This window comes from uncultured Bradyrhizobium sp. (assembly GCF_947648125.1).
In the GTDB taxonomy this organism is placed as follows: domain Bacteria; phylum Pseudomonadota; class Alphaproteobacteria; order Rhizobiales; family Xanthobacteraceae; genus Bradyrhizobium.
In genome coordinates this window covers 129,487-150,139 of sequence record NZ_CANSMR010000004.1, presented here as the reverse complement: position 1 = coordinate 150,139, position 20,653 = coordinate 129,487, and the positions used below count along the sequence as shown (strand labels likewise).

General features: G+C 64.7%; 19 protein-coding genes. 7 read left to right on the top strand and 12 right to left on the bottom strand.

The features are described 5' to 3' along the window. Positions 1–181: 181 nt before the first annotated feature. The 7 genes from Q0030_RS10145 to Q0030_RS10115 form a co-directional block, all read right to left on the bottom strand. Positions 182–2,335 (bottom strand): hybrid sensor histidine kinase/response regulator, encoded by a 2,154-nt coding sequence (locus Q0030_RS10145; RefSeq protein WP_298366083.1) that lies wholly within the window; start codon positions 2,333–2,335, stop codon positions 182–184. Between the two features lie 237 nt (positions 2,336–2,572). After that, positions 2,573–3,346, bottom strand: coding sequence for a thioesterase family protein (locus Q0030_RS10140; protein WP_298366081.1), 774 nt, complete (start codon positions 3,344–3,346; stop codon positions 2,573–2,575). A 119-nt stretch (positions 3,347–3,465) separates the two neighbouring features. After that, positions 3,466–4,437 carry a nitronate monooxygenase family protein gene (locus Q0030_RS10135; protein ID WP_298366079.1) on the bottom strand — a complete coding sequence of 324 codons (972 nt, stop codon included), beginning with the start codon at positions 4,435–4,437 and terminating at the stop codon, positions 3,466–3,468. 170 nt (positions 4,438–4,607) lie between these two features. After that, the gene (locus Q0030_RS10130) at positions 4,608–5,111 is read right to left on the bottom strand and encodes a hypothetical protein (protein WP_298366605.1); all 504 of its coding nucleotides are present in this window, start codon (positions 5,109–5,111) and stop codon (positions 4,608–4,610) included. A gap of 124 nt (positions 5,112–5,235) precedes the next feature. Beyond that, entirely contained in the window at positions 5,236–5,817 is a 582-nt protein-coding gene (locus Q0030_RS10125) for a YqaA family protein (RefSeq protein WP_298366077.1), read from the bottom strand. Between the two features lie 63 nt (positions 5,818–5,880). Beyond that, a complete protein-coding gene (gene hisE, locus Q0030_RS10120) occupies positions 5,881–6,282 on the bottom strand; it encodes a phosphoribosyl-ATP diphosphatase (RefSeq protein WP_298366074.1) in 402 nt (133 codons plus the stop codon). A 123-nt stretch (positions 6,283–6,405) separates the two neighbouring features. Then, positions 6,406–6,849 carry a hypothetical protein gene (locus Q0030_RS10115; protein WP_298366072.1) on the bottom strand — a complete coding sequence of 148 codons (444 nt, stop codon included), beginning with the start codon at positions 6,847–6,849 and terminating at the stop codon, positions 6,406–6,408. A gap of 262 nt (positions 6,850–7,111) precedes the next feature. Between Q0030_RS10115 and Q0030_RS10110 the strand changes: the two genes are divergently transcribed. The 6 genes from Q0030_RS10110 (at position 7,112) to Q0030_RS10085 (ending at position 15,038) form a co-directional block, all read left to right on the top strand. Continuing rightward, positions 7,112–8,167, top strand: a complete 1,056-nt coding sequence (locus Q0030_RS10110) for an ABC transporter substrate-binding protein (RefSeq protein ID WP_298366069.1) — start codon at positions 7,112–7,114, stop codon at positions 8,165–8,167. 299 nt (positions 8,168–8,466) lie between these two features. Beyond that, positions 8,467–10,245, top strand: a complete 1,779-nt coding sequence (locus Q0030_RS10105; protein ID WP_298366066.1) for a glucan ABC transporter ATP-binding protein/ permease — start codon at positions 8,467–8,469, stop codon at positions 10,243–10,245. Positions 10,246–10,442: 197 nt separating this feature from the next. Then, positions 10,443–11,888 carry a D-alanyl-D-alanine carboxypeptidase family protein gene (locus Q0030_RS10100; RefSeq protein ID WP_298366064.1) on the top strand — a complete coding sequence of 482 codons (1,446 nt, stop codon included), beginning with the start codon at positions 10,443–10,445 and terminating at the stop codon, positions 11,886–11,888. 188 nt (positions 11,889–12,076) lie between these two features. After that, a complete protein-coding gene (locus Q0030_RS10095; protein ID WP_298366602.1) occupies positions 12,077–13,759 on the top strand; it encodes a long-chain fatty acid--CoA ligase in 1,683 nt (560 codons plus the stop codon). Positions 13,760–13,778: 19 nt separating this feature from the next. Beyond that, complete coding sequence (locus Q0030_RS10090; RefSeq protein WP_298366062.1) at positions 13,779–14,342, top strand: DUF924 family protein; 564 nt, start codon at positions 13,779–13,781, stop codon at positions 14,340–14,342. A 210-nt stretch (positions 14,343–14,552) separates the two neighbouring features. Then, positions 14,553–15,038, top strand: a complete 486-nt coding sequence (locus tag Q0030_RS10085) for a peroxiredoxin (RefSeq protein WP_050419364.1) — start codon at positions 14,553–14,555, stop codon at positions 15,036–15,038. A gap of 337 nt (positions 15,039–15,375) precedes the next feature. On the opposite strand, the gene rnhA is transcribed toward Q0030_RS10085, so the two are convergent. The 3 genes from rnhA to ispH are packed head-to-tail and all read right to left on the bottom strand — an operon-like array spanning position 15,376 to position 17,785. Then, positions 15,376–15,837, bottom strand: a complete 462-nt coding sequence (gene rnhA / locus Q0030_RS10080) for a ribonuclease HI (protein WP_171947839.1) — start codon at positions 15,835–15,837, stop codon at positions 15,376–15,378. After that, on the bottom strand, positions 15,825–16,805 hold the full coding sequence (locus Q0030_RS10075) for a homoserine kinase (protein WP_298366054.1): 981 nt from the start codon (positions 16,803–16,805) through the stop codon (positions 15,825–15,827). The genes rnhA and Q0030_RS10075 overlap by 13 nt, the downstream gene beginning before the upstream one ends. A gap of 5 nt (positions 16,806–16,810) precedes the next feature. After that, a complete protein-coding gene (ispH, locus tag Q0030_RS10070) occupies positions 16,811–17,785 on the bottom strand; it encodes a 4-hydroxy-3-methylbut-2-enyl diphosphate reductase (RefSeq protein ID WP_298366052.1) in 975 nt (324 codons plus the stop codon). Positions 17,786–18,014: 229 nt separating this feature from the next. On the opposite strand from ispH, the gene Q0030_RS10065 reads away from it, so the two are divergent. Beyond that, positions 18,015–18,710: a cell cycle transcriptional regulator TrcR gene (locus tag Q0030_RS10065; protein WP_050405544.1), complete on the top strand. Its 696-nt coding sequence runs from the start codon at positions 18,015–18,017 to the stop codon at positions 18,708–18,710. 121 nt (positions 18,711–18,831) lie between these two features. On the opposite strand, the gene Q0030_RS10060 is transcribed toward Q0030_RS10065, so the two are convergent. Beyond that, positions 18,832–19,947: an acyltransferase gene (locus Q0030_RS10060; RefSeq protein ID WP_298366047.1), complete on the bottom strand. Its 1,116-nt coding sequence runs from the start codon at positions 19,945–19,947 to the stop codon at positions 18,832–18,834. Between the two features lie 202 nt (positions 19,948–20,149). Beyond that, on the bottom strand, positions 20,150–20,422 hold the full coding sequence (locus tag Q0030_RS10055) for a hypothetical protein (RefSeq protein WP_229168563.1): 273 nt from the start codon (positions 20,420–20,422) through the stop codon (positions 20,150–20,152). Positions 20,423–20,653: the final 231 nt, after the last annotated feature.

The following is a 20,653-nucleotide window of genomic DNA, read 5'->3' as shown; positions in this document are numbered from 1 at the left end:
TGCTTCGCTTCGCTCGCAATGACGTGGACAACGAGCTGCGAACACCAATCCTTCCCCGTCATCGTGAGGTGCGCGCTGTTGCGCGCCTCGAAGGATGCACGGCCCCGATATTTCAGCGTGCGTCTCGTCCATCGCGGCGACAGCCGGGCCGTCGCCCTTCGAGACGCCGCTACGCGGCTCCTCAGAGTGGCGGTGAGAGACCGCTGGGATTTGCGACAGGAGGGAGCTGCCCGGCTCCCTGCCCCAGCAGCTGATCGAGCCGCTCGCGCAGTTGATCCTGGTGGTAGGGCTTGGCCAGCCGCGGCAGGTCGACCTGAGTGCCGTCGGGCAGTTCGGCATAACCGGTGGCGAGCAGCACGACGAGGTGTGGCCGCACTTCGCGCGAGGCCGCGGCGAGTTCGAGGCCGGTCATGCCGGGCATCACGTGATCGGTCATCATCAGGTCGATCTCCTGGTCGCTCCTGAGGATATCGAGCGCGTGCGGTCCGGAATTGGCGCCGATCACGCGATGGCCGAGGTCCTCCAGCATCTCCATGGTCGACATCGCGATCAGCGGATCGTCGTCGACCAGCAGGATCACCGCCGAGCGCTTGACCTTCTGTGCCGCAGGCGCCGGGCTTTCGACCGCCGGCACGGCAGTCGCGACCGGCAGCACCAGCACGGCCGTGGTGCCCTTGCCGACCGCGCTCGACAGCTGCAGCGCGCCGCCGAGCTGAACCGCAAGCCCATGCACCATCGACAGGCCGAGCCCGGTCCCCTTGCCCACCGGCTTTGACGAGAAGAACGGCTCAATCGCCCGCTTCAGCACGTCCGGCGACATGCCGGTGCCGCTATCGACCACCGATAGTTTGAGGTAGTTGCCCGGCTGCAGCGCGGGATCGCCCTTGACCTGATCGCTCCTGGCCTGATCGCTCCTGGCCTGATCGTTTTTAGCCTGCCAGGCCGCGAGGCGGATCTCGATCACGCCGCCATCCGGCATCGCATCGCGCGCATTGATCGCAAGGTTGAGCACGGCAAGCTCGAGCTGGTTGGTGTCGACGCAGGCCGCCGGCAGGCCGTTCGGGATGTCGAGCCGCAGCGTGATGCGCGGCCCGAGCGAGCGCTCGAGCAATTCGCTCATGTCGCGCACCAGCGCGCCGAGATCGACGGGCACCGCGCGCAGATCCTGCTGCCGCGCGAAGGCCAATAGCCGCTGCGTCAGCGAGGCACCGCGCTCGGCGCCCTGCAATGCGCCATCGACCAGCCGGTGCAGGCGCGGGTCCTCCGGCATCCGCTTGCGCAGCAGATCGAGATTGCCCATCACGGCCATCAGCAGATTGTTGAAATCGTGCGCGACGCCGCCGGTGAGCTGGCCGATCGCCTCCATCTTCTGCGCATGGCGGAGCTGTTCTTGCGCCCGCTCGCGCGCGGCGACCTCCTTCATCAGGTCGGCGGTGCGCTGCTCGACCCGCTGCTCCAGCGTCGCGGTGAGCTCGGCAAGCGCGGTGCGCTCCGAGGCGAGCTGCGCCAGCAGCGCCTCGCGCTCGATCTCCGCGGTCTTGCGCGCGGTGATGTCGGAGCAAACCCCAACCAGCGATCGGATGCTGCCGTCGGGCCGGCGCACCGCGCGGGCGCGCACATCGAGCCAGTGCTGGGTGCCGTCGGGCCAGATGTTGCGATACTCGATCCGGTAATCCGCGCCGGTGCGCAGCGTTTGCTCGACGATTTCGCTCCGGCGAGCACGGTCATCGGGATGCACCGCGTCGAGCAGATCCTGATAGGTGAAGGGATCGCGAGGCTTGCGCCCGAAGAATGTCTTGCAGGTCGGCGACGCCTCGAGCTCGAAATCCGGCAGATGAAGTTCAAGCGCGCCGAGATGCCCGGCATCGAGCGCGGTCTGCAACAGGTCTTCGCTCTCGGTCAGATCTTCCAGTATCTGGCGGGTCTGGTACTGACGGCGGCGGCCGCGCACCGCCGCGGCGACCAGGCTCACCAGCGTTGTCGGATGAAACGGCCGCTCGATGAAGGTGACATTGCCGAGCGCGCGGCCGAGCCGCGCCGCCTCGGGATTGCGCTCGGGCCCGCCCTTCTCGCTCATCAGCACGATGGGAAAATCCGACCATGACGGCTGCTCGTTCAGCCAGCGCGTCAGGCCGGCGAGGTCGGCGGTCCTGATCGCCTCATCGGCAATGATGGCAAGGCCCGCCCCGCTCGTGACCTGGTGCTCGAACTCGGCCAGGTCGCCGCAGATGTTGGCGTAGTAACCGGCTTCCTTGATCAAGTGGGCAGTCTTGACGGCGTGCCGCTCGCTCGCGGCGAGGATGACCGCGCGTTCCGAGGACGGGCCGGGCTTCACCGCGAGGCTCCGAGCCGCCGCGCAGCACCGATACCGACTGCCCGCAACGCACACGGCCGCCGGACGGCCTTGGCCAGGAAACCGGCGGCGAGATCGATCCGCGTCATGACACCCCCTAACGGGACCAAAACTCGTTGGTGCCGCCAACCGTTCCGGACCCGCGGGGGTATTTTTGTACACGGGCAGCCGCTGCGGGCCGCCCCTTCTCTCCATCGTGGCGGCTGAAACCAGCCGGCGCTAGCGCCGCTCGATCACCAGGCTCTGGACAGTACGGCCAAAATAGCCGCGCTGGTCGGCGAGCCGCGACATCGCAAGCCCAGCACCATCAGGTCCGATCCAGCTTTCGCTGTCGAGCAGGATCCAATCGCCGACCGGCTCGCGCGCCAGGCTCACGGAGAGATCGGCGTTGATGAAGGTCCACTGGCTGAAATCGAGCGCCGGCGAAACGCCGTTGGAGAAATCCGAGGCGACCACCGCGCGCATCGCCTGCGAAACGGCGACGCCTGCGATCAGCGGCTGGTTGACGCGGAACCAGATCGCGCCCGGGCCCAGCACGCCGAAGCGGCCGCGCGCGGCGCGCATCGAGATGTTCTTCACGAACGGACTGTTCGCGAGGTTCCCCGGCTCGACCATACTCTCGTCGGGGCCCAGCAGATCGACCGCAAGGGCTGCGACATCGGCCGGCAGCTCGGCCGCCTGCTGCTTGATCTTCAGCACGGTGGCCGAGACGACGAGAACGCCGTCGGCGAGCAGCCTGACGCCGCAGAGCTGGATCTTGCGGCCGTCGCGCAGGATCTCGCTCGAGACCGTCAACGGCGCCACCGGCACCGGACGCATCAGGTCGATCGTGACGCGCGCGATCCGCATCGGCACCGGCGTAGGGATAGCTTCGGCGGCCCACACCACCAGCGCGGCCGGCGCGGAGCCGTGCTGCATCCGCGGGTCCCATGGACCCGCAGCATCGGGACTGGTGACGACGCGGTCGCCGTCAACGCGAAAGATCGGCTCCATCAGAGCATGATCCGGAAAAGTGTTGAGCGGTTTTCCCCGCGACAATCGCCAAGCATTTGCGCGCAGATCATGCTCAAACAGAAAGCTAAAGCGCGGTGATCCATCTTGATCACCGTGCTTTAGGCAAGCGCCGGATCAACCGCCTCGTCATACTCTTTCTTGAAGCGCGCAATCAGCTCGGCCGCAGGCACCACCTTGGAGATGCTGCCGACGCCCTGGCCGGAGCCCCAGATCTCCTTCCAGGCCTTCGGCTTGGCGCGCTCGCCCGAGGAATCGGTGCCGAAGCTCATCTTCGAGGGATCGGAGGTCGGCAGGTTTTCCGGATCCATGCCGGCGGCGACGATCGACGGCTTCAAATAGTTGCCGTGCACGCCGGTGAACAGATTGGAATAGACGATGTCCTCGGCGGACGAATTGGTGATCATGCTCTTGTAGCCCTCGACCGCGTTTGCCTCTTTGGTCGCGATGAAGGCGGAGCCGATATAGGCGAAGTCGGCGCCGATGATGCGCGCGGCGCGAATGGCGCGGCCGTTGGCGATGGTGCCTGACAGCGCGATCGGCCCGTCGAACCACTGCCGCGTCTCCGACACGAACGGGAACGGCGACAGCGTGCCGGCATGACCGCCGGCGCCGGCCGCGACCAGGATCAGGCCGTCGGCGCCCTTCTCAATCGCCTTGTGCGCGAACTTCTGGTTGATCACGTCGTGGAACACGATGCCGCCCCAGCCGTGGACGGCCTGGTTCAGCTCCTCGCGCGCGCCGAGCGAGGAGATGATCATCGGCACCTTGTGCTTCTCGCAAAGCGCCATGTCGTGCTCGAGCCGGTTGTTCGACTTGTGCACGATCTGGTTCACCGCGAACGGCGCCGACGGCCGCTCCGGATGCGCCTTGTCGTAAGCGGCGAGTTCCTCCTTGATCCGGTACAGCCATTCGTCGAGCAGTTCCGGCGGCCGGGCATTCAACGACGGAAACGAGCCGACCACGCCGGCCTTGCACTGGGCGATGACGAGATCGGGCACCGAGATGATGAACAGCGGTGCCCCGATCACGGGAAGAGACAGGCGGCCCTTGAACAGAGCAGGCATGGACATTGGCGGCGGATCCTCAAGTTGGTTGGTCTCGAATGCTGACCGTCATACCAACAAGGCAATCTTTCCACTGTCAAGGATTGCGTTTTGGCGCTGCAAAAGGATGACAAAACCTCATCCACACTCGGCATTTTTCGCAGGCGTATGGCATCCCAGACGCAGTTTTGCCCGCCTTATTGGCAGACTGCCCGCGTCACGAAATTTTCCGTCTTGCAGTCGTTCGGTCCGCGCTTGTGGCCGGGCAAATAGACCAGCGGCGAGCATTTCTCCGAGGCGTCGGTGTCGAGGCCCTTGCCCTCCTTGAACCCCTTGCTCTGACACAATCGATCGGCGCCGATCTTGCAGTCCGGCGCGCCGTTCGAGGCCACCACGCAGGCTGCGCGCCCGGTCACCATCGTCGAGGGGCGCGCGATGTTCGACAGGTCGTTGATGGTCTCGCCGGGGCTCTTCAGCTGTGGCAGCGCCGACTTCGATTTCTCGAACAGCTTTCCGATTTCGTTGATCAGTCCCGGATTCTCGCGCTCGACCGGCGCGGGCGGCAGCTCGATCTGCTGCGGCTGGACTTCAACAGGCTGCGACTGCTGCGCCGGCGACTGCACGCCGAGCGCGGGCGGCGCAGTCTGCGCCCGTGCGCTGTCGGTCGCAGGCAGCGCAATCGACAGCGCAAGGCCCGCCATCGCAACGCACGCCTTGGCGGGATTGAGTCTCGCGAGATTCACCGGTCGTCGATTCCATTAGCCAACACAGCGACCGTAGTCCGAAGCCGTCCGCGAGCATAGACGCGAACAGCTAGAACTTTGGTTAGATCAGCTTGAATGCGACAACAAAGCCCAGCACCAGCACGATCGCGCCGATCGCGACCCACAGGCCGAGCCGCTTCTCGAGTTCGGCGCGGATGACATCGCCATAGCGGTTGAGCAGCACCGCGACGAAGAAGAAGCGGCCGCCGCGGGCGACGATCGAGCAGAGCATGAACAGCCAGATGTTGTAGCCGGCAAAGCCCGAGGTGATCGTCACGAGCTTGTAGGGGATCGGCGTCAGCCCCTTCACGAGGATGATCACGGCACCCCACTCGGCATAGGAAGCGCGGAACGCGTCGACCTTGTCGGAGAGGCCGTAGAGATGAATCAGCCACTGGCCGAGCGAGTCGTAGAGCAGCGCGCCGATCGCGTAGCCGAGCACGCCGCCGGCGACGGACGCGACGGTGCAGACGGCCGCGAACCACCACGCCCGCTTCGGCCGCGCCAACGACATCGGCAACAGCATGATGTCAGGAGGGATCGGGAAGAAGGAGCTCTCGGCGAAGGCGACGGCGGCGAGAATCCAGAGTGCGTAGGGCTTGTCAGCCGCTTCGACGCACCAGTCGTAAATCCGTTTCAACATGGGCGCGATGAACCATCATGGAGCGGATTTGTCCATGCCGGGAATGGGCTGATTTGAGGCGTTTTACGGCTGCCGTTTACGCAGCCGGCTCTCCAGCGCGACAATTCGACGCCGAACCACGGGAACGGGCGCGGTCTTAGGGAGCTTAACCGGCGACTTCGGCAGCTTCTCGGCGATCCCGAGCAGCCGCTCGCGCCGCTCCATCTCGCGCCACACATCCCCCGGCTTTACGCCGGCCGATGCCCACAGAACGGTGAGATTGTAGAGCAGGTCGGCGCTCTCGCGGACGACGGCGTCCGGCTTGCCGCTGATGGCGTCGATCACGACTTCGACCGCTTCCTCGGCGAGCTTCTTGGCCATCTTGGCCGGCCCGCGCTGGAACAGCCGTGCCGTGCGCGACGTAGCCGGATCAAGATCCTTGGCCGCGATCACCGCATGGTAAAGCCGCTCGATCGAATCACTCATCCTTCGAGACTAATCGAAACGCGTCGCCAGCGTGTTAACGGGCGGGCCGACAACGAAAAATCCACCGGCCTCGCAGCCGGTGGATTCGATCCTTTGTGACAGTTCTGAGAACCGATGACGGTGTCAGTACGGCGTATAGGGCAGTGTCGAGCGGCGCCCGTAATAACCGTGATAACCATAATACGGTCCGCCGCCGTAATAGGCCGGGCCACCACCATAATAGGCGGGACCGCCGTAGTAGCCCGGGCCGCCATCGTAGTAGCCATAGGAGTCGTAATAGTCGCGACGGTTCTGGGCTGCGGCGATTGCCAGACCCGTGCCGACGATCCCGGCGAACACAGCCGCAGCGGCCGCACCACCGCCTCCGCCACGATAGTAGCGACGGCGCGCGCTGATGTCGGTTGCGCCGCTCGTGCCGTGCGATGTGGTCACAGCGGCCGCCTTGCCCGCCGGAGCAGAACCTGCGAACGCCATCGTCGGCTCAACGGCCGTCAACGCCACCGCGGCAACCGTTGCCAATGTGGCTGCGCGGCCAATGGACGAAAAAACACCTTTTCGCGCAAACATTGCAGTCATCCTTTGTGGAAGCCGGCCCGACGGGCCCTGGTTAGCTAACCACTGCCTCTAGATTAGGTTCCCCAAACCGAATGCAAGCTGAACAACCTGAGGTGAAATCGAGGCAGTCATCGGCTGTTCACCTTGCCTGGGGCAGAATGCCGTCAATACGGCTTGAAATTGATGCTTGAATTGCACCCTGCCCTGGCGCATTTCGATGTCATGAAGCAGGCGCAGCCGGCGCGGCACTTTGTCTCGCCTCCCGGATGTCATGATGCAGGTAAGTCGGACCACCGTTCTCCGCTGGATACTGGCCGGCATGATCGGCCTTTCGGGCGGCGTGTGGCCGGCCGTTACACAGCTGCGCGCCGGCGATGCGCCGCAGCCGCTCACCATCCAGTTCACCCTCGACCGTCCGCTTGATGCCGCCGCGGCCCCATTCGTGATGGCGTCGGCCGGCGGCCTGTTCAGCGCCGAGGGCCTTGCGGTCGGCACCAACGTCGCCACCAGTTCGGCGGACGCCATCGCGCGCGTCGCCGACGGCTCGAGCGACTTCGCCCTCGTCGACATCAACTCGCTGATCCGCTTTCGCGACAAGCCTGGTGCTGCCCCGGTCAAGGCGGTGTTCGTGCTGTTCAACCAGGCGCCTTATGCAATCATTGCCCGCAAGAGCCGTGGCATCAAGGCGCTGACCGACATGCAGGGCAAGAATCTCGGCGTCGCCGAGGGCGACCTCTCGATCCGGCTGTGGCCCGCGGTCGCGAAGCAGAATGGCATCAAGCTTGCGAGCGTGAAGCAGAACACGATCAGCGCCGCGGTGCGTGAGCCGATGCTTTCCGCCGGCCAGATCGATGCCGTCACCGGCTTCTCCTATCTCTCGGCGATCAATCTGCGCGATCGCGGCGTGCCTGCCGACGATCTCGCGGTGCTGCGCTTCGCCGACTATGGCTGCGAAGCCTATGGCTTTACGGTGATCGTCAGCCCGCGCCTTGCCGCGGCGAAGCCGGACGCGGTGAAAGGCTTCGTGCGCGCGGTGATCGGCGGCACCAACCTCGCGGTCAAGGACCCGGCCCGCGCCGCCGGCGAGGTGGTGAGCCGGATGGATGGCGGCTCGCGCGATCTGGAGCTCGAGCGGCTGGGCGCCATCATCCGCGACAACATCCTGACCGGCGAGGTGAAGCGCAACGGCCTCGGCGGCATCGAGGTGGAGCGCTTCGAGCGATCGGTCGACCAGCTCGCGGAGGACTTCAAATTCCAGAAGCGACCGCACGCCGCCGACATCTTCGACGACCAATTCCTGCCGCCGATCGATGGCCGGCTGGTGAATTGAGGGCCTGCGAATGCACGACTGACGAGCGGCACCAAATGTCCAACGTCGTCCTGGCGAAAGCCAGGACCCATTACCCCAGCCGTTTGTTGTTGCGCGACGCTGGGGCCGCTATCCCGCTCTCAATCAAATTCGGTGGCTATGGGTCCTGGCTTCCGCCAGGACGACGACGTAGGGAGCTGCTCGCCACAATCACCGTCACCCTGAGCATGACGCGCTGTCACCGCTGGCCCTCGCTGGCGAACCCTGATTAAATTGCATCCCGCCTGACCGGGCGCCCACCGCTGACGAGTCCCGCCGGCATGTCCATGCTTCGCCTCTACACCCGCGTCCTAGAACTGCTTGGCAAGGAGGCGCGGCTCGGCTGGATCCTCGCCGCCGCCAACATGCTGCTCGCCGGCGCGCAATTCGCTGAGCCCGTGCTGTTCGGCAAGATCGTCGACGTGCTGTCGGGGCGGCCGGTCACCGGGTTGTTCGCGACCTCCTCGGCATGGCCGCTGCTCGCGGCCTGGGCGGCGTTCGGCCTGTTCACGATCGGCTGCAGTGCGATCGTCGCGCTGCAGGCCGACCGGCTGGCGCATCGCCAGCGCCAGGCCGTGCTGACCGATTATTTCGAGCACATCCTGCAGCTGCCGCTGACCTTCCACTCCGGCACCCATTCCGGGCGGCTGATGAAGGTGATGCTGAACGGCACCGATGCGCTGTGGCGGCTCTGGCTCGGCTTCTTCCGCGAACACTTCGCCGCGATCATGTCGCTGATCGTGCTGTTGCCGCTTGCGCTCTACATCAACTGGCGGCTGGCGATCCTGCTGTTCGCGCTCTGCGTCGTGTTCACCGTGCTGACCACGCTGGTGGTGCGCAAGACCTACGGCATGCAGAGCGAGGTCGAGGCCTATTACAGCGACCTGTCGGCGCGCGCCTCCGACGCGCTCGGCAATGTCGCGCTGGTGCAGAGCTTCGTGCGGATCGATTCCGAGGTGCAGGGCCTGCGCTACGTCGCCGACAAGCTGCTCGCGGTGCAGATGCCGGTGCTGTCATGGTGGGCGCTGGTCACCGTGATCACGCGCGCCTCGACCACGATCACGGTGCTCGCGATCTTCACGGTCGGCATCGCGCTCCACAATGAGGGCCTCACCACGGTCGGCGAGATCGTGATGTTCGTCTCGTTCGCCACCATGCTGATCCAGAAGCTCGAGCAGGTGGTGAGCTTCATCAACAACGTGTTCATGGAAGCGCCGCGCCTGCAGGAATTCTTCGACGTGCTCGATGCGGTGCCGGCGGTGCGCGACCGGCCCGGCGCGGTCGATCCCGGCCGGCTGTCGGGGCTGGTCGAGTTCAACGACGTCTCGTTCTCCTATGACGGCAAACGGCCGGCGATCGAGGACCTCACCTTCACCGCGTTGCCCGGCCAGACCATCGCGCTGGTCGGCTCGACCGGCGCCGGCAAGTCCACTGCAATCGCGCTGCTGCATCGGGCATTCGATCCGCAATCCGGCATCATCAAGATCGACGGTATGGACATACGTGCGCTGAAGCTGACGGCGCTGCGGCGGAACATCGGCGTGGTGTTCCAGGAGGCGCTGCTGTTCAACCGCTCGCTCGCCGACAATCTGCGCGTCGGCAAGCCCGATGCGACCGACGAGGAGCTGCGTACCGCCGCGGCGCGCGCGCAGGCGCTGGATTTCATCGAGCGCAGCGAAAAGAAATTCGACACTCATGCCGGCGAGCGCGGCCGCATGCTGTCCGGCGGCGAGCGGCAGCGGCTGTCGATTGCGCGTGCGCTGCTCAAGGATCCGCCGATCCTGATCCTCGACGAGGCGACCAGCGCGCTCGACGCCGTCACCGAGGCCAAGGTCAATGCTGCTCTCGACGAAGTGATGAAGGGCCGCACCACCTTCGTGATCGCGCACCGTCTCTCGACCATCCGCTACGCCACCCGCATCCTGCTGTTCGACCAGGGGCGGGTGATCGAAAGCGGAACTTTCGATGAACTGGTCGCGAAAGGCGGGCGTTTTGCCGAGCTCGCGCGGGCCCAGTTCATGGTCCAGGACCAGGCGCGCGCCGGCATCGAGGCACCATAATTCTCCCCTTTCCAATTGAGGCGGCTGCCGAAATTCAGCCGATTTCGTCCACGATATAATTGCCCGGCCTCTGTTCTCAGCTGGCAAGCCGGTATAGGTTTGCATCGCCGCAATGCGGCGCCGGACACGCTTGAAACCCGTACGTCACATCGCAAGACCTCCTTCTCGAAGGCGGGTCTCAAAGGACCGGAACCGTCGTGTATTTTCCTCGCCCGCTGCGCCCGTCGTTGAAATGGATTCTGGCCGTCGCGATGCTCGCCATCGCAACGCCGCAGGTCGCGCAAGCCGAGGCGCTGCTCGTCGTCGAGGCTGATACCGGGAAGGTGCTGCAGGCCGACAACGCGACGATGCCGTGGTATCCGGCCTCGCTCAGCAAGCTGATGACCGCCTATGTGACGCTGAAGGCGGTCAAGGATGGCCGGGTGTCGCTCGACACGCTGCTCACGGTGTCGCCCACCGCCTCATCGCAGTCGCCCTCGAAGATGGGGCTTCGGCCCGGCACCCAGGTCACCGTCGACAACGCGCTGAAGATGATGCTGGTGAAGTCGGCCAACGACATGGCCGTGGTGCTGGCCGAGGGCATCGGCGGCTCGATCGACGGCTTTGCCGGCGAAATGAACCAGACCGCGCAAAAGCTCGGCATGACGCAAACGAGCTACGTCAACCCGAACGGCCTGCCCGCCGACGGCCAGATCACCTCGGCGCGCGACCTGGCGATCCTCGCCCGCGCCATCATCCGTGACCTGCCGGAATACGAGTATTTCGTCCACATTCCGTCGATTCGCTTCGGCCGCCGCATCACCCAGAACTTCAACAAGCTGATCGGCCGCTATCCCGGCGCCGACGGCTTCAAGACCGGCTTCATCTGCGCCTCCGGCTACAATCTCGTGGCGTCGGCGACGCGCGACGGCAAGCGGCTGATCGCCGTGGTGCTCGGCGCCTCCTCGGGCCGCATGCGCGCGATCCGCGCCGCGCAGCTCTTGGATCGCGGCTTTGCCAATAACGGGCTGGCGTGGCTGCGGCCCTCGCTCGGCACCGTCGACAATCTGGTGCCGATCGATACCACCCCGCCGAACCTGCGCGAGGAGATGTGCGGCGCCAAGCACAAGCGGCCCGCCAGCGACGAGGACGGAGAAGACACCGTCGCCAGCGCCGGCGCGGGCACCAACGGCGACAGCGGCGTGAGCTTCTTCGCCTCAGGCCTGCAGGCCGCGATGCCGACAAAACCGGCCGACCTGCTGGCGCAGCCGGCGGCGGCGTCCGAACCGGTTGTGGTTTATACGGGGCCGACCAAGACCGGCGCTGCGTTGATCGCCGCGGTCGAGGCGGATACCGAGAAGCTGCAGCCGGCCAAGCGCGCCAAGGGAAAGCACACCCGTGTCGCCGGCAAGAAGTCCGATGCGGCAGACGACGCGAAGGGGGACGCCAAGAGCGCTTCCAAGTCGGACAACAAGCCGGTCGCCAAGCCGGTGCGTCACGCCAACGCCAAGCCGGATGCCGCAACTGCGAAGCCCGCCGCGGACAAGCCGGCCGCTGCAAAGCCTGCCGGCAAGCCGGCGGCGACGGCAAAGCCTGCTGCAAAGCCCAAGGCTGAGAAACCCAAAGCTGAGAAGCCGAAGGCCGACGCCAAGCCGGCCGGCTAGCCGAGCGGCCGCTCGTTCTATTCTCCAATGCGTCGATAGCGCGCAGCGGCTTGCCATTGGCCGCGGCATCGCTCAATACTGCCCGAAATAAGGCGGCCAAAATAACCCGGCCACGACACGGTCAGGGGCCGGAAAACCCGGAAACAATCCGGGACATCTGCCAGATTTTGAGAGAGGGAATGACCATTATGGAGCGCATCTGGCTCAAGCATTATCCAGCCGGCGTGCCCGCCGATATCGACGTCACGCAATATTCGTCGCTGGTCGAATTGCTGGAAGAGAGCTTCAAGAAGTTCGCCGATCGCAAGGCGTTCATCTGCATGGACAAGGCGATCACCTATCGCGAGCTCGACGAGATGTCGACCGCGCTCGGCGCCTACCTGCAGAGCAAGGGCCTGCAGAAGGGTGCACGGGTCGCGCTGATGATGCCGAACGTGCTGCAATATCCGGTCGCGACTGCCGCCGTGCTACGTGCCGGCTATGCCGTGGTCAACGTCAACCCGCTCTACACCCCGCGCGAGCTCGAGCATCAGCTCAAGGATTCCGGCGCGGAAGCGATCATCGTGCTGGAGAACTTCGCCACCACCGTGCAGAAGGTGCTGGCGAACACCGCGGTGAAGAACGTGATCGTCGGCAGCATGGGCGACCTGCTCGGCTTCAAGGGCGTGATCGTCAACCTGGTGGTGCGCCGGGTGAAGAAGATGGTCCCGGCCTGGTCGATCCCCGGCGCGGTCTCGTTCAACGAGGCGCTGTCGGCCGGCCGCGGCATGAAGATGAACAAGCCCGCGCTGACGCTCGATGACGTCGCCTTCCTGCAATATACCGGCGGCACCACAGGCGTCTCCAAGGGCGCCACCCTGCTCCATCGCAACATCCTGGCCAACGTGCTGCAGAACGACGCCTGGCTGCAGCCGGCGCTGGCGAAACCGCCGATCGTCGAGCAGATGGTCATTGTTTGTGCGCTGCCGCTCTATCACGTCTTTGCGCTGACCGCGTGCTATCTGCTGGGCATGCGGGCCGGCGGCACCAATCTGCTGATTCCGAATCCGCGCGATATGGCAGGCTTCGTCAAGGAACTGTCGAAGTACCAGGTCAGCTTCTTCCCGGCGGTCAACACCCTCTACAATGGCCTGCTGAACACGCCCGGCTTCGACAAGCTCGACTTCTCCAAACTGAAGATCGCCAATGGCGGCGGCATGGCGACGCAGAAGCCGGTCGCTGAAAAATGGCTGAAAGTCACGGGAATCTCGTTGTCGGAAGGCTACGGTCTGTCGGAGACCTCGCCGACCCTGACGTGCAATCCCGCGACGATCACGGAGTTCTCCGGGACGATCGGCCTTCCGGTCCCCTCGACCTGGCTCTCGATCCGTGACGACGACGGCAATGAACTGCCGCTCGGCGAAGCCGGCGAAATCTGCGCCAAGGGCCCGCAGGTGATGTCGGGGTACTGGAACAGGCCTGACGAGACCGCCAAGGTGATGACGGCGGACGGCTATTTCCGCACCGGCGACATCGGCGTGATGGACGAGAAGGGCTATACCAAGATCGTCGACCGCAAGAAGGACATGATCCTGGTCTCGGGCTTCAACGTCTATCCGAACGAGATCGAGGAAGTGATCGCGAGCCATCCGGGCGTGCTCGAATGCGCCGTGATCGGCGTGCCCGATGCGAAGTCCGGCGAGGCGGTGAAGGCCTTCGTGGTCAAGAAGGACCCGAACATCACGGCCGAGGACATCATCAAGTTCAGCGCCACCCAGCTCACCGCCTACAAGGTGCCGAAGCAGATCGAGTTCAGGACCGATTTGCCGAAGACCAATGTCGGCAAGATCCTGCGCCGCGAGTTGCGCGACGAGAAGAAGGCCGCGGCCTAGAGCGTGAGTGAGGCTGACGTTGGATACGACTGACGTGCGCCTCGCGACGCCTGCCGATGTCATCGCGTTCTGGCGAGAAGCCGGCCGCGACCGCTGGTACACGCACGACGGCGCCTTCGATGCCGAAATCCGCAGCCGCTTCCTTGCCACCTGGCAGAAGGCGGCTGCCGGCGAATTGTCGTCATGGGAGGCGAGCGACGAGGGCGCGCTGGCGCTGACCATCGTGCTCGACCAGTTTCCGCGAAACCTGTTTCGAGGCGACGCCAGGACGTTTTCAAGTGATGCGCTGGCGCGTGACGTGGCAAGGCACGCCATCGACCACGGCGTCGATGCGCGGACCGACCCGGTGCTGCGCGAATTCCTCTATCTGCCTTTCGAGCATTCGGAGAACCTCGACGACCAGCAGCGCTGCGTGACGCTGTTCCAGCAATACGACTGCCATCCCGACAACCTGAAATATGCCGAGGACCACGCCGACATCATCCGCCGGTTCGGCCGCTTCCCGCACCGTAACCGGGTGCTCGGCCGGGAAACGACCGCCGACGAACAGGCCTTTCTCGACGCCGGCGGGTTTTCCGGCTGATGACGGAACGGTGAGTGGAGCCTTTGCCGTTCCGATTGCATCGGAACGGGGCTCCGGATTCTTGTTTTGACGCATTTTCTTCACGCGAACCGGTACCCACTTCGCTCGAAAACGCTCTCACCTTCGGCATTGCCGTTCCTGCAGCAGGTCGTATTGTGCCGTCCGACCGCCGGGTTTAAGACAATTCCGCTTCACTGAGGGAGAACAACGATGACGATCAATGTTGGCGACAAGCTGCCGGAAGCCAAGTTTCGCGTGATGACCGCCGAGGGTCCGCAGGTCAAAACCACCGACGATATTTTCAAGGGCAAGAAGGTCGCCCTGTTCGCGGTGCCCGGCGCCTATACTGGCACCTGCCACAAGATGCATCTGCCGAGCATCTTCCTCAACGCCTATGCCATGAAGAACAAGGGCGTCGACACCATCGCGATCGTCTCGGTCAACGACGCCTTCGTGATGAACGCGTGGAAGCGCGATACCGACCAGCGCGACGAAGCCGTCTTCCTGGCCGACGGCAATGCCGACTTCGCCAAGGCGATCGGCATGGAGCTCGACGCCTCCGGCAACGGCCTCGGCATCCGCTCCCACCGCTACTCGATGCTGGTCGAGGACGGCGTGGTGAAGAAGCTCAACAAGGAGCCGGCTCCGGGCAAGGTCGAGGTCTCCGGCGGCGACACGCTGCTCGGGCAACTCTGAGCTGACGGCCCACGCACACTGTCATTGCCCGGCTCGCCGCCTTCGCTAAAGCTTCGGCGCGCCAAGGATGCATGGCCTCGTCGGAGCCTTGGCGAAGACGGGACCGGGCGATCCAGTACGCCGGGGCCTCTCGGTTCAATCACCACTGTCTCTGGAATACTGGATCGCCCGCCTTCGCGGGCGATGACAGTTGTGGGCATGCGATAGTAGGGGATCGCGGATACGTAGGATGGGTAGAGCGCAGCGAAACCCATCACCTTCGTGCCGTGCTTCGAGATGATGGGTTTCGCTTCGCTCTACCCATCCTACGCAGCCGATATGCGGCGCGCAGCGCGCCCTACCCCTTCAACCTCGCCATCGCCACGCCCTCGCGCGCCAGCTCGTCGGCGCGTTCGTTCTCGGCGTGGCCGGCATGGCCCTTGATCCAGTGCCAGCGCACCTCGTGCGGCTTCAGCGCAGCGTCGAGGCGCTGCCACAGCTCGACATTCTTGACCGGCTTCTTGTCGGCGGTGCGCCAGCCGTTGCGCTTCCAGCCGTGGATCCATCCGGTAATGCCCTGGCGGACGTACTGGCTGTCGGTGGTGAGGTCGACGACGCAGGGCTTCTTCAGGGCTTCCAGCGCCGAGATCGCCGCCATCAGCTCCATGCGGTTGTTGGTGGTGTGCGCCTCGCCGCCCTTCAATTCCTTCTCGACGTCGCCGAACCTGAGGATCGCGCCCCAGCCGCCCGGTCCGGGGTTTCCGGAGCAGGCACCATCGGTAAAGACAATCACATGCGGCTTGTCGCTCACGCCACGCATCCTGCCGGCGTGATGCCGTAGTCGTTCAGGCTCGCGACGTTCTGGTGGAAGCGCAGCTTGCGGACGTATTCCAGCGGATCCTTCGGCTGCACCAGCGCCCCCTCGGGCACGTTGAGGAAATCGACCAGGCGCGTCAGCAGGAAACGGAGCGCGGCGCCGCGCGCGAGCAGCGGCAGCGCGGCCTGTTCCGCCGCCGACAATTGCCGCTCGCGGCCATAGGCATTGAGCAGCGCGCGCGCCTTGGTGACGTTGAAGGAATGATCCGGCTCGAAGCACCAGGCGTTGAGGCAGATCGCGACGTCGTAGGCCAGGATGTCGTTGCAGGCGAACGGAAAGTCGATCAGGCCCGAGACCTTGTCGCCGAGGAAGAAGACGTTGTCGGGAAACAGGTCGGCATGGATCACGCCGACCGGAAGATCGGCCGGCCACGCGGCTTCGAGATGATCGAGCTCGCGCGCGATGAAGTCGTGCAAGCCCGGCTGCACGCTGTCGGCCCGCGCGGCGGCGAGATCGAACAGCGGCCGCCAGCCGGAGACCGACAGCGAATTGTTACGGACCAGCGGAAAGTCGCGGCCGGCCAGATGCATCTTGGCCAACGCCTCGCCGACGCCGGAGCAATGCGCCACGTTCGGCCGCCGCGGCCACATGCCTTCGAGGAAGTTGATGATCGCCGCGGGCCGGCCGGCAAGCCGGCTGTAGACCTCACCCTTGCGGTTGCGCGCCGGTTGCGGACACGACACCCCGCGCTCGGCGAGATGCGCCATCAGCGACAGGAAATACGGCAGATCGTCCTCCGCCACGCGCTTCTCGTAGAGCGTGAGGATGTACGCGCCCTGGCTGGTGTGCAGCAGGAAGTTCGAATTCTCGACGCCCTCGGCGATGCCCTTGTAGGAGAGCAATTCGCCGATGTCGTAGCTCTTGAGGAATTCCGCGAGGTCTTCGGCGGCAACGTCGGTGTAAACCGCCATATGGTCTATTCCGCCGCGGCAGCGTCGGGCCGCAGCGAACGCGGCAGCGGGAAGAACTCGTTCTCTTCCGCAGCCGAGACCGTCTCTACGTGAAGCTCGAAGCGCTCGGCGAAGGCGCCCATGATCTCCTCGACGATCACTTCCGGCGCCGAGGCGCCCGCGGTGATGCCGAGGCTCTTGATGCCTTCAAACCTGCTCCAGTCGATGTCGCTGGCACGTTGGGCAAGAATCGCAATGGGGCAGCCCTCGCGCTCGGCGACCTCGCGCAGGCGCTGCGAGTTCGACGAGTTCGGCGCACCGACCACGATCAGGGCATCGACCACCGGCGCCACCTTCTTGACCGCGAGCTGGCGATTGGTGGTGGCGTAGCAGATGTCTTCCTTGTGCGGACCGTTGACGTTCGGGAAGCGCTGCTTGAGCAGCGCCACGATCTCCGCGGTGTCGTCGATCGACAGCGTGGTCTGGGTCACGAAGGCGAGATTGTCGGGATCCTTCGGCACGAAGGTTTTGGCATCCTCTGCGGTCTCGATTAGGGTCACGGCGCCCTCTGGCAGCTGGCCCAGGGTGCCGACCACCTCGGGGTGATGGGAGTGCCCGATCAGCAGGATCTCGCGGCCGCGCTTGAAATGGATCGCCGCCTCGCGATGGACCTTGGTCACCAGCGGGCAGGTCGCGTCCAGCGAGAAGAAATTGCGGGATTTGGCCTCGGCCGGAACCGACTTGGGAACGCCATGGGCCGAAAATACCACCGGCGCATTGGTATCGTCGGGGATTTCGGCCAATTCCTCGACGAAAATGGCGCCTTTGGTCTTCAGGCTGTCGACCACATACTTGTTATGGACGATTTCGTGCCGGACATAGACCGGGGCACCATAAATGGTGAGCGCGCGCTCGACCGTATCGATGGCGCGGACCACCCCGGCGCAAAAGCCGCGGGGGGAACAAAGCACGATTCTAAGATCGGGTTTTTTCGCTGACATCAGGCTGTCTCGGGGCAATCTCGGGACCGAATCACCCCTCGCCGGCGGGCAGGGAACGGCCAGTTAGGATAAGGACTTGGGACTGCTTTCGGGCGCTGTCAAGGCGATTTTGCTGGCCCATTGCGCCATTCCCCCCGGAGGGCTTATATAGGCCCTATAATTCCCGTCATCGCCGATGACTACCAGCTTCGCCTCTACAGAGGTGGGCGAAGCACAAAGGAGATTTGCCATGAGCAACGCACCGCTGATGCCGAAGGCGACTGCCGTGTGGTTGGTCGATAATACCGCCTTGACGTTCGATCAGGTGGCCGATTTCACCAAAATGCACCCCCTGGAGGTGCGCGCCATCGCTGACGGCGACGCCGCCCAGGGCATCAAGGGCATGGACCCGATTTCGAACGGCCAGCTGACCCGCGAGGAGATCGAGCGCGGCGAGCGGGACCAGAACTACCGCCTCAGGCTCCAGGAGAGCAAGGTGGTGCTGCCGACCGCCGCCAAGAAGAAAGGCCCGCGCTATACCCCGGTGTCGCGCCGCCACGAGCGGCCGAGCGCGATCCTCTGGCTGGTGCGCAACCACCCCGAGCTGAAGGACGCCCAGATCATGCGTCTGGTCGGCACCACCAAGACCACGATCGCGAGCGTGCGCGACCGCACCCACTGGAACGCCTCGACCCTGACCCCGATGGACCCGGTGACGCTCGGCCTGTGCTCGCAGATCGAGCTCGATTTCGAGGTGCAGCGCGCCGCCAAGGAGAAGCCGACCACGACCGTCTATGGCGGCGCCACGCTGCTGCCGGCCTCCGAGACCACGCGCAAGGACGAGCTGGACGATCAGCCGATCGAGCGGCACGACGATCTCAATGTCGATGCCGTGTTCGCCAAGCTGAAGACGATCGGCGGCAAGAAGGCCGACGACGAAGAATAAAGCGCCGGCTAGTTTTCGCGAAGACCGGAATACGAAACGCGGCAGGGCAACCCGCCGCGTTTTTTGTTTGGGGCACGCGGAGCTTAATCCCGCGAGCGGCGCGCCGGTGGCCGGCTTTCGCCTACCCGAACGAGAAGCGCCGGTGGGCGAAGTCGAGCAGCGGACGTTCGAAATATCGATAGCTCAGGGCACACAGGGCGAACGTCAGCGCGAACGCGCCGAAGGTCAGCGAGATGCCGGCAAGGCTCCCGACCGTCCTCGGTTGATGCAGCACGGCGAACAGCAGGTATAGGATGACGTGGTGGGTGAGATACGCCGCGTAGGACGTCCTGGCGAAGAAGTTCGCGACCGAACTGCGCAGCAGCGCGAGTTTTGGCGAGCCGCGGTTTTCCAGAACGACGAACAGCAGAGAACCGAAGAAGATCTCGACCTGCGTGTGCGAGAACGCCACCGACCAGCGCTTCCATCCGAGCAGCCACAGCAGGGGAAGCGAAATGCTCGACCATTTGAGGATGGTGGCGACGCGTCCGGAGACCTCGGCGTCCGGCTTGCGATAGAGGCGCCACCAGGCGATCAGCGCCCCGATCGCAAGCGAATCGATCCTGAATTGCGGCAGCACGTACCAGCCGTAGGCGTCCGGCAGCGCGCTATCGATCAGGCGCCCGACCGGGCAGATCAGGATCGGCACGAGCAGGATCGCAAACAGCCGCTCGGACGGGATGTTCCGGACCAGCAACGGAAACAGCAGATAAAACTGCTCCTCGATCGCGAGCGACCAGGTCACGGCCAGAAAGTAAGCGCCATCGGTCTGCGCCTTGGCCATGCCGAAATTCTGCAAGCCGAACAGATACAGCCAGCCGGGCACACCCCTGGTGTCGAACAGATCAGGGCTTAACGAAAAATACCAGCCGATCGCCGCGCAAGCGCACATCAGGTAGTAGAGCGGCCAGATGCGAAACGCACGCCTGCCGTAGAAGGCCGAGTAATATCGTTCGGCCGCACGGTGGCGCAGAAGAATATCCGTGATGAGATAACCGGACAGAATGAAGAACAGGTCGACGCCGAAGCGGCCGACATGCAGCAGTTTCCACGGCCAGCACTGCGGACCGTCCGGCGCGCCGAAATAGTGCCAGATGACGACGATCAGCAGCGCGATCGCGCGCAGCCCGTCGAGCTCACCGATCCTGTCACGTTGCAACGCGAGCTCGCCTTCCACAAGCACAGGACCTGGTCTCATCCAAAAGGGCCGCTCATTGTCGTATGCGGCGCGCCGATGCCTTGCCGGAATTGGGCCCGGCGGCAATCCACGCATACCTCACCGGGCGGGCCGTCACCATGGCGCCTCGAGCGTTTTCGAGCGAAGTGGATACCGGTTCGCGTGAAGAAAACGCGTCAAAGCAAGAATCCAGGGCCCCGTTCCGATTCATCGGACCGGGGCCCTAGTGGCGGTCCGGATTGTTCATCATGTATTCGCCGAGATCGCGCTGCCGCCGATCGGTGCGGGCTTCGGCGTTCTGGCGCTGGACGTCGCGATCCTTGCGGCAGGCGACATATTCCGGCGAGCCGACCGCGACCTTGCCATTGCCCTGGCAGTATTGATCGTCGTCGCCCATGCTCTCCGCGATCGGCGATCGGCCGCGCTCGAGGCAGCCTGCCAGCAGCGGCAGTGCGAGCAGCAATGCAAGGGGCGCGCGTGCGGAAATGGATCGCATCCGGTGGTCCGTATCTCGTGGCATGTGACAGGGAAGGCCGGGATGACCCGGCAATCCATCAAAATCAAGGCCATTTTGCTTCCAATGGGTTTCGAGGGTGCGCAGGGCCCGATTGCACGATGGCGCGCTCATTGATGGATCTCGCCCGGGGCCACCCCTCTCCCTAACCTCGAGAGCGAGCTTCGCTCGCCTCGAACTCCCACAAGGGGACAGGGAACCCTTCCATCAGGT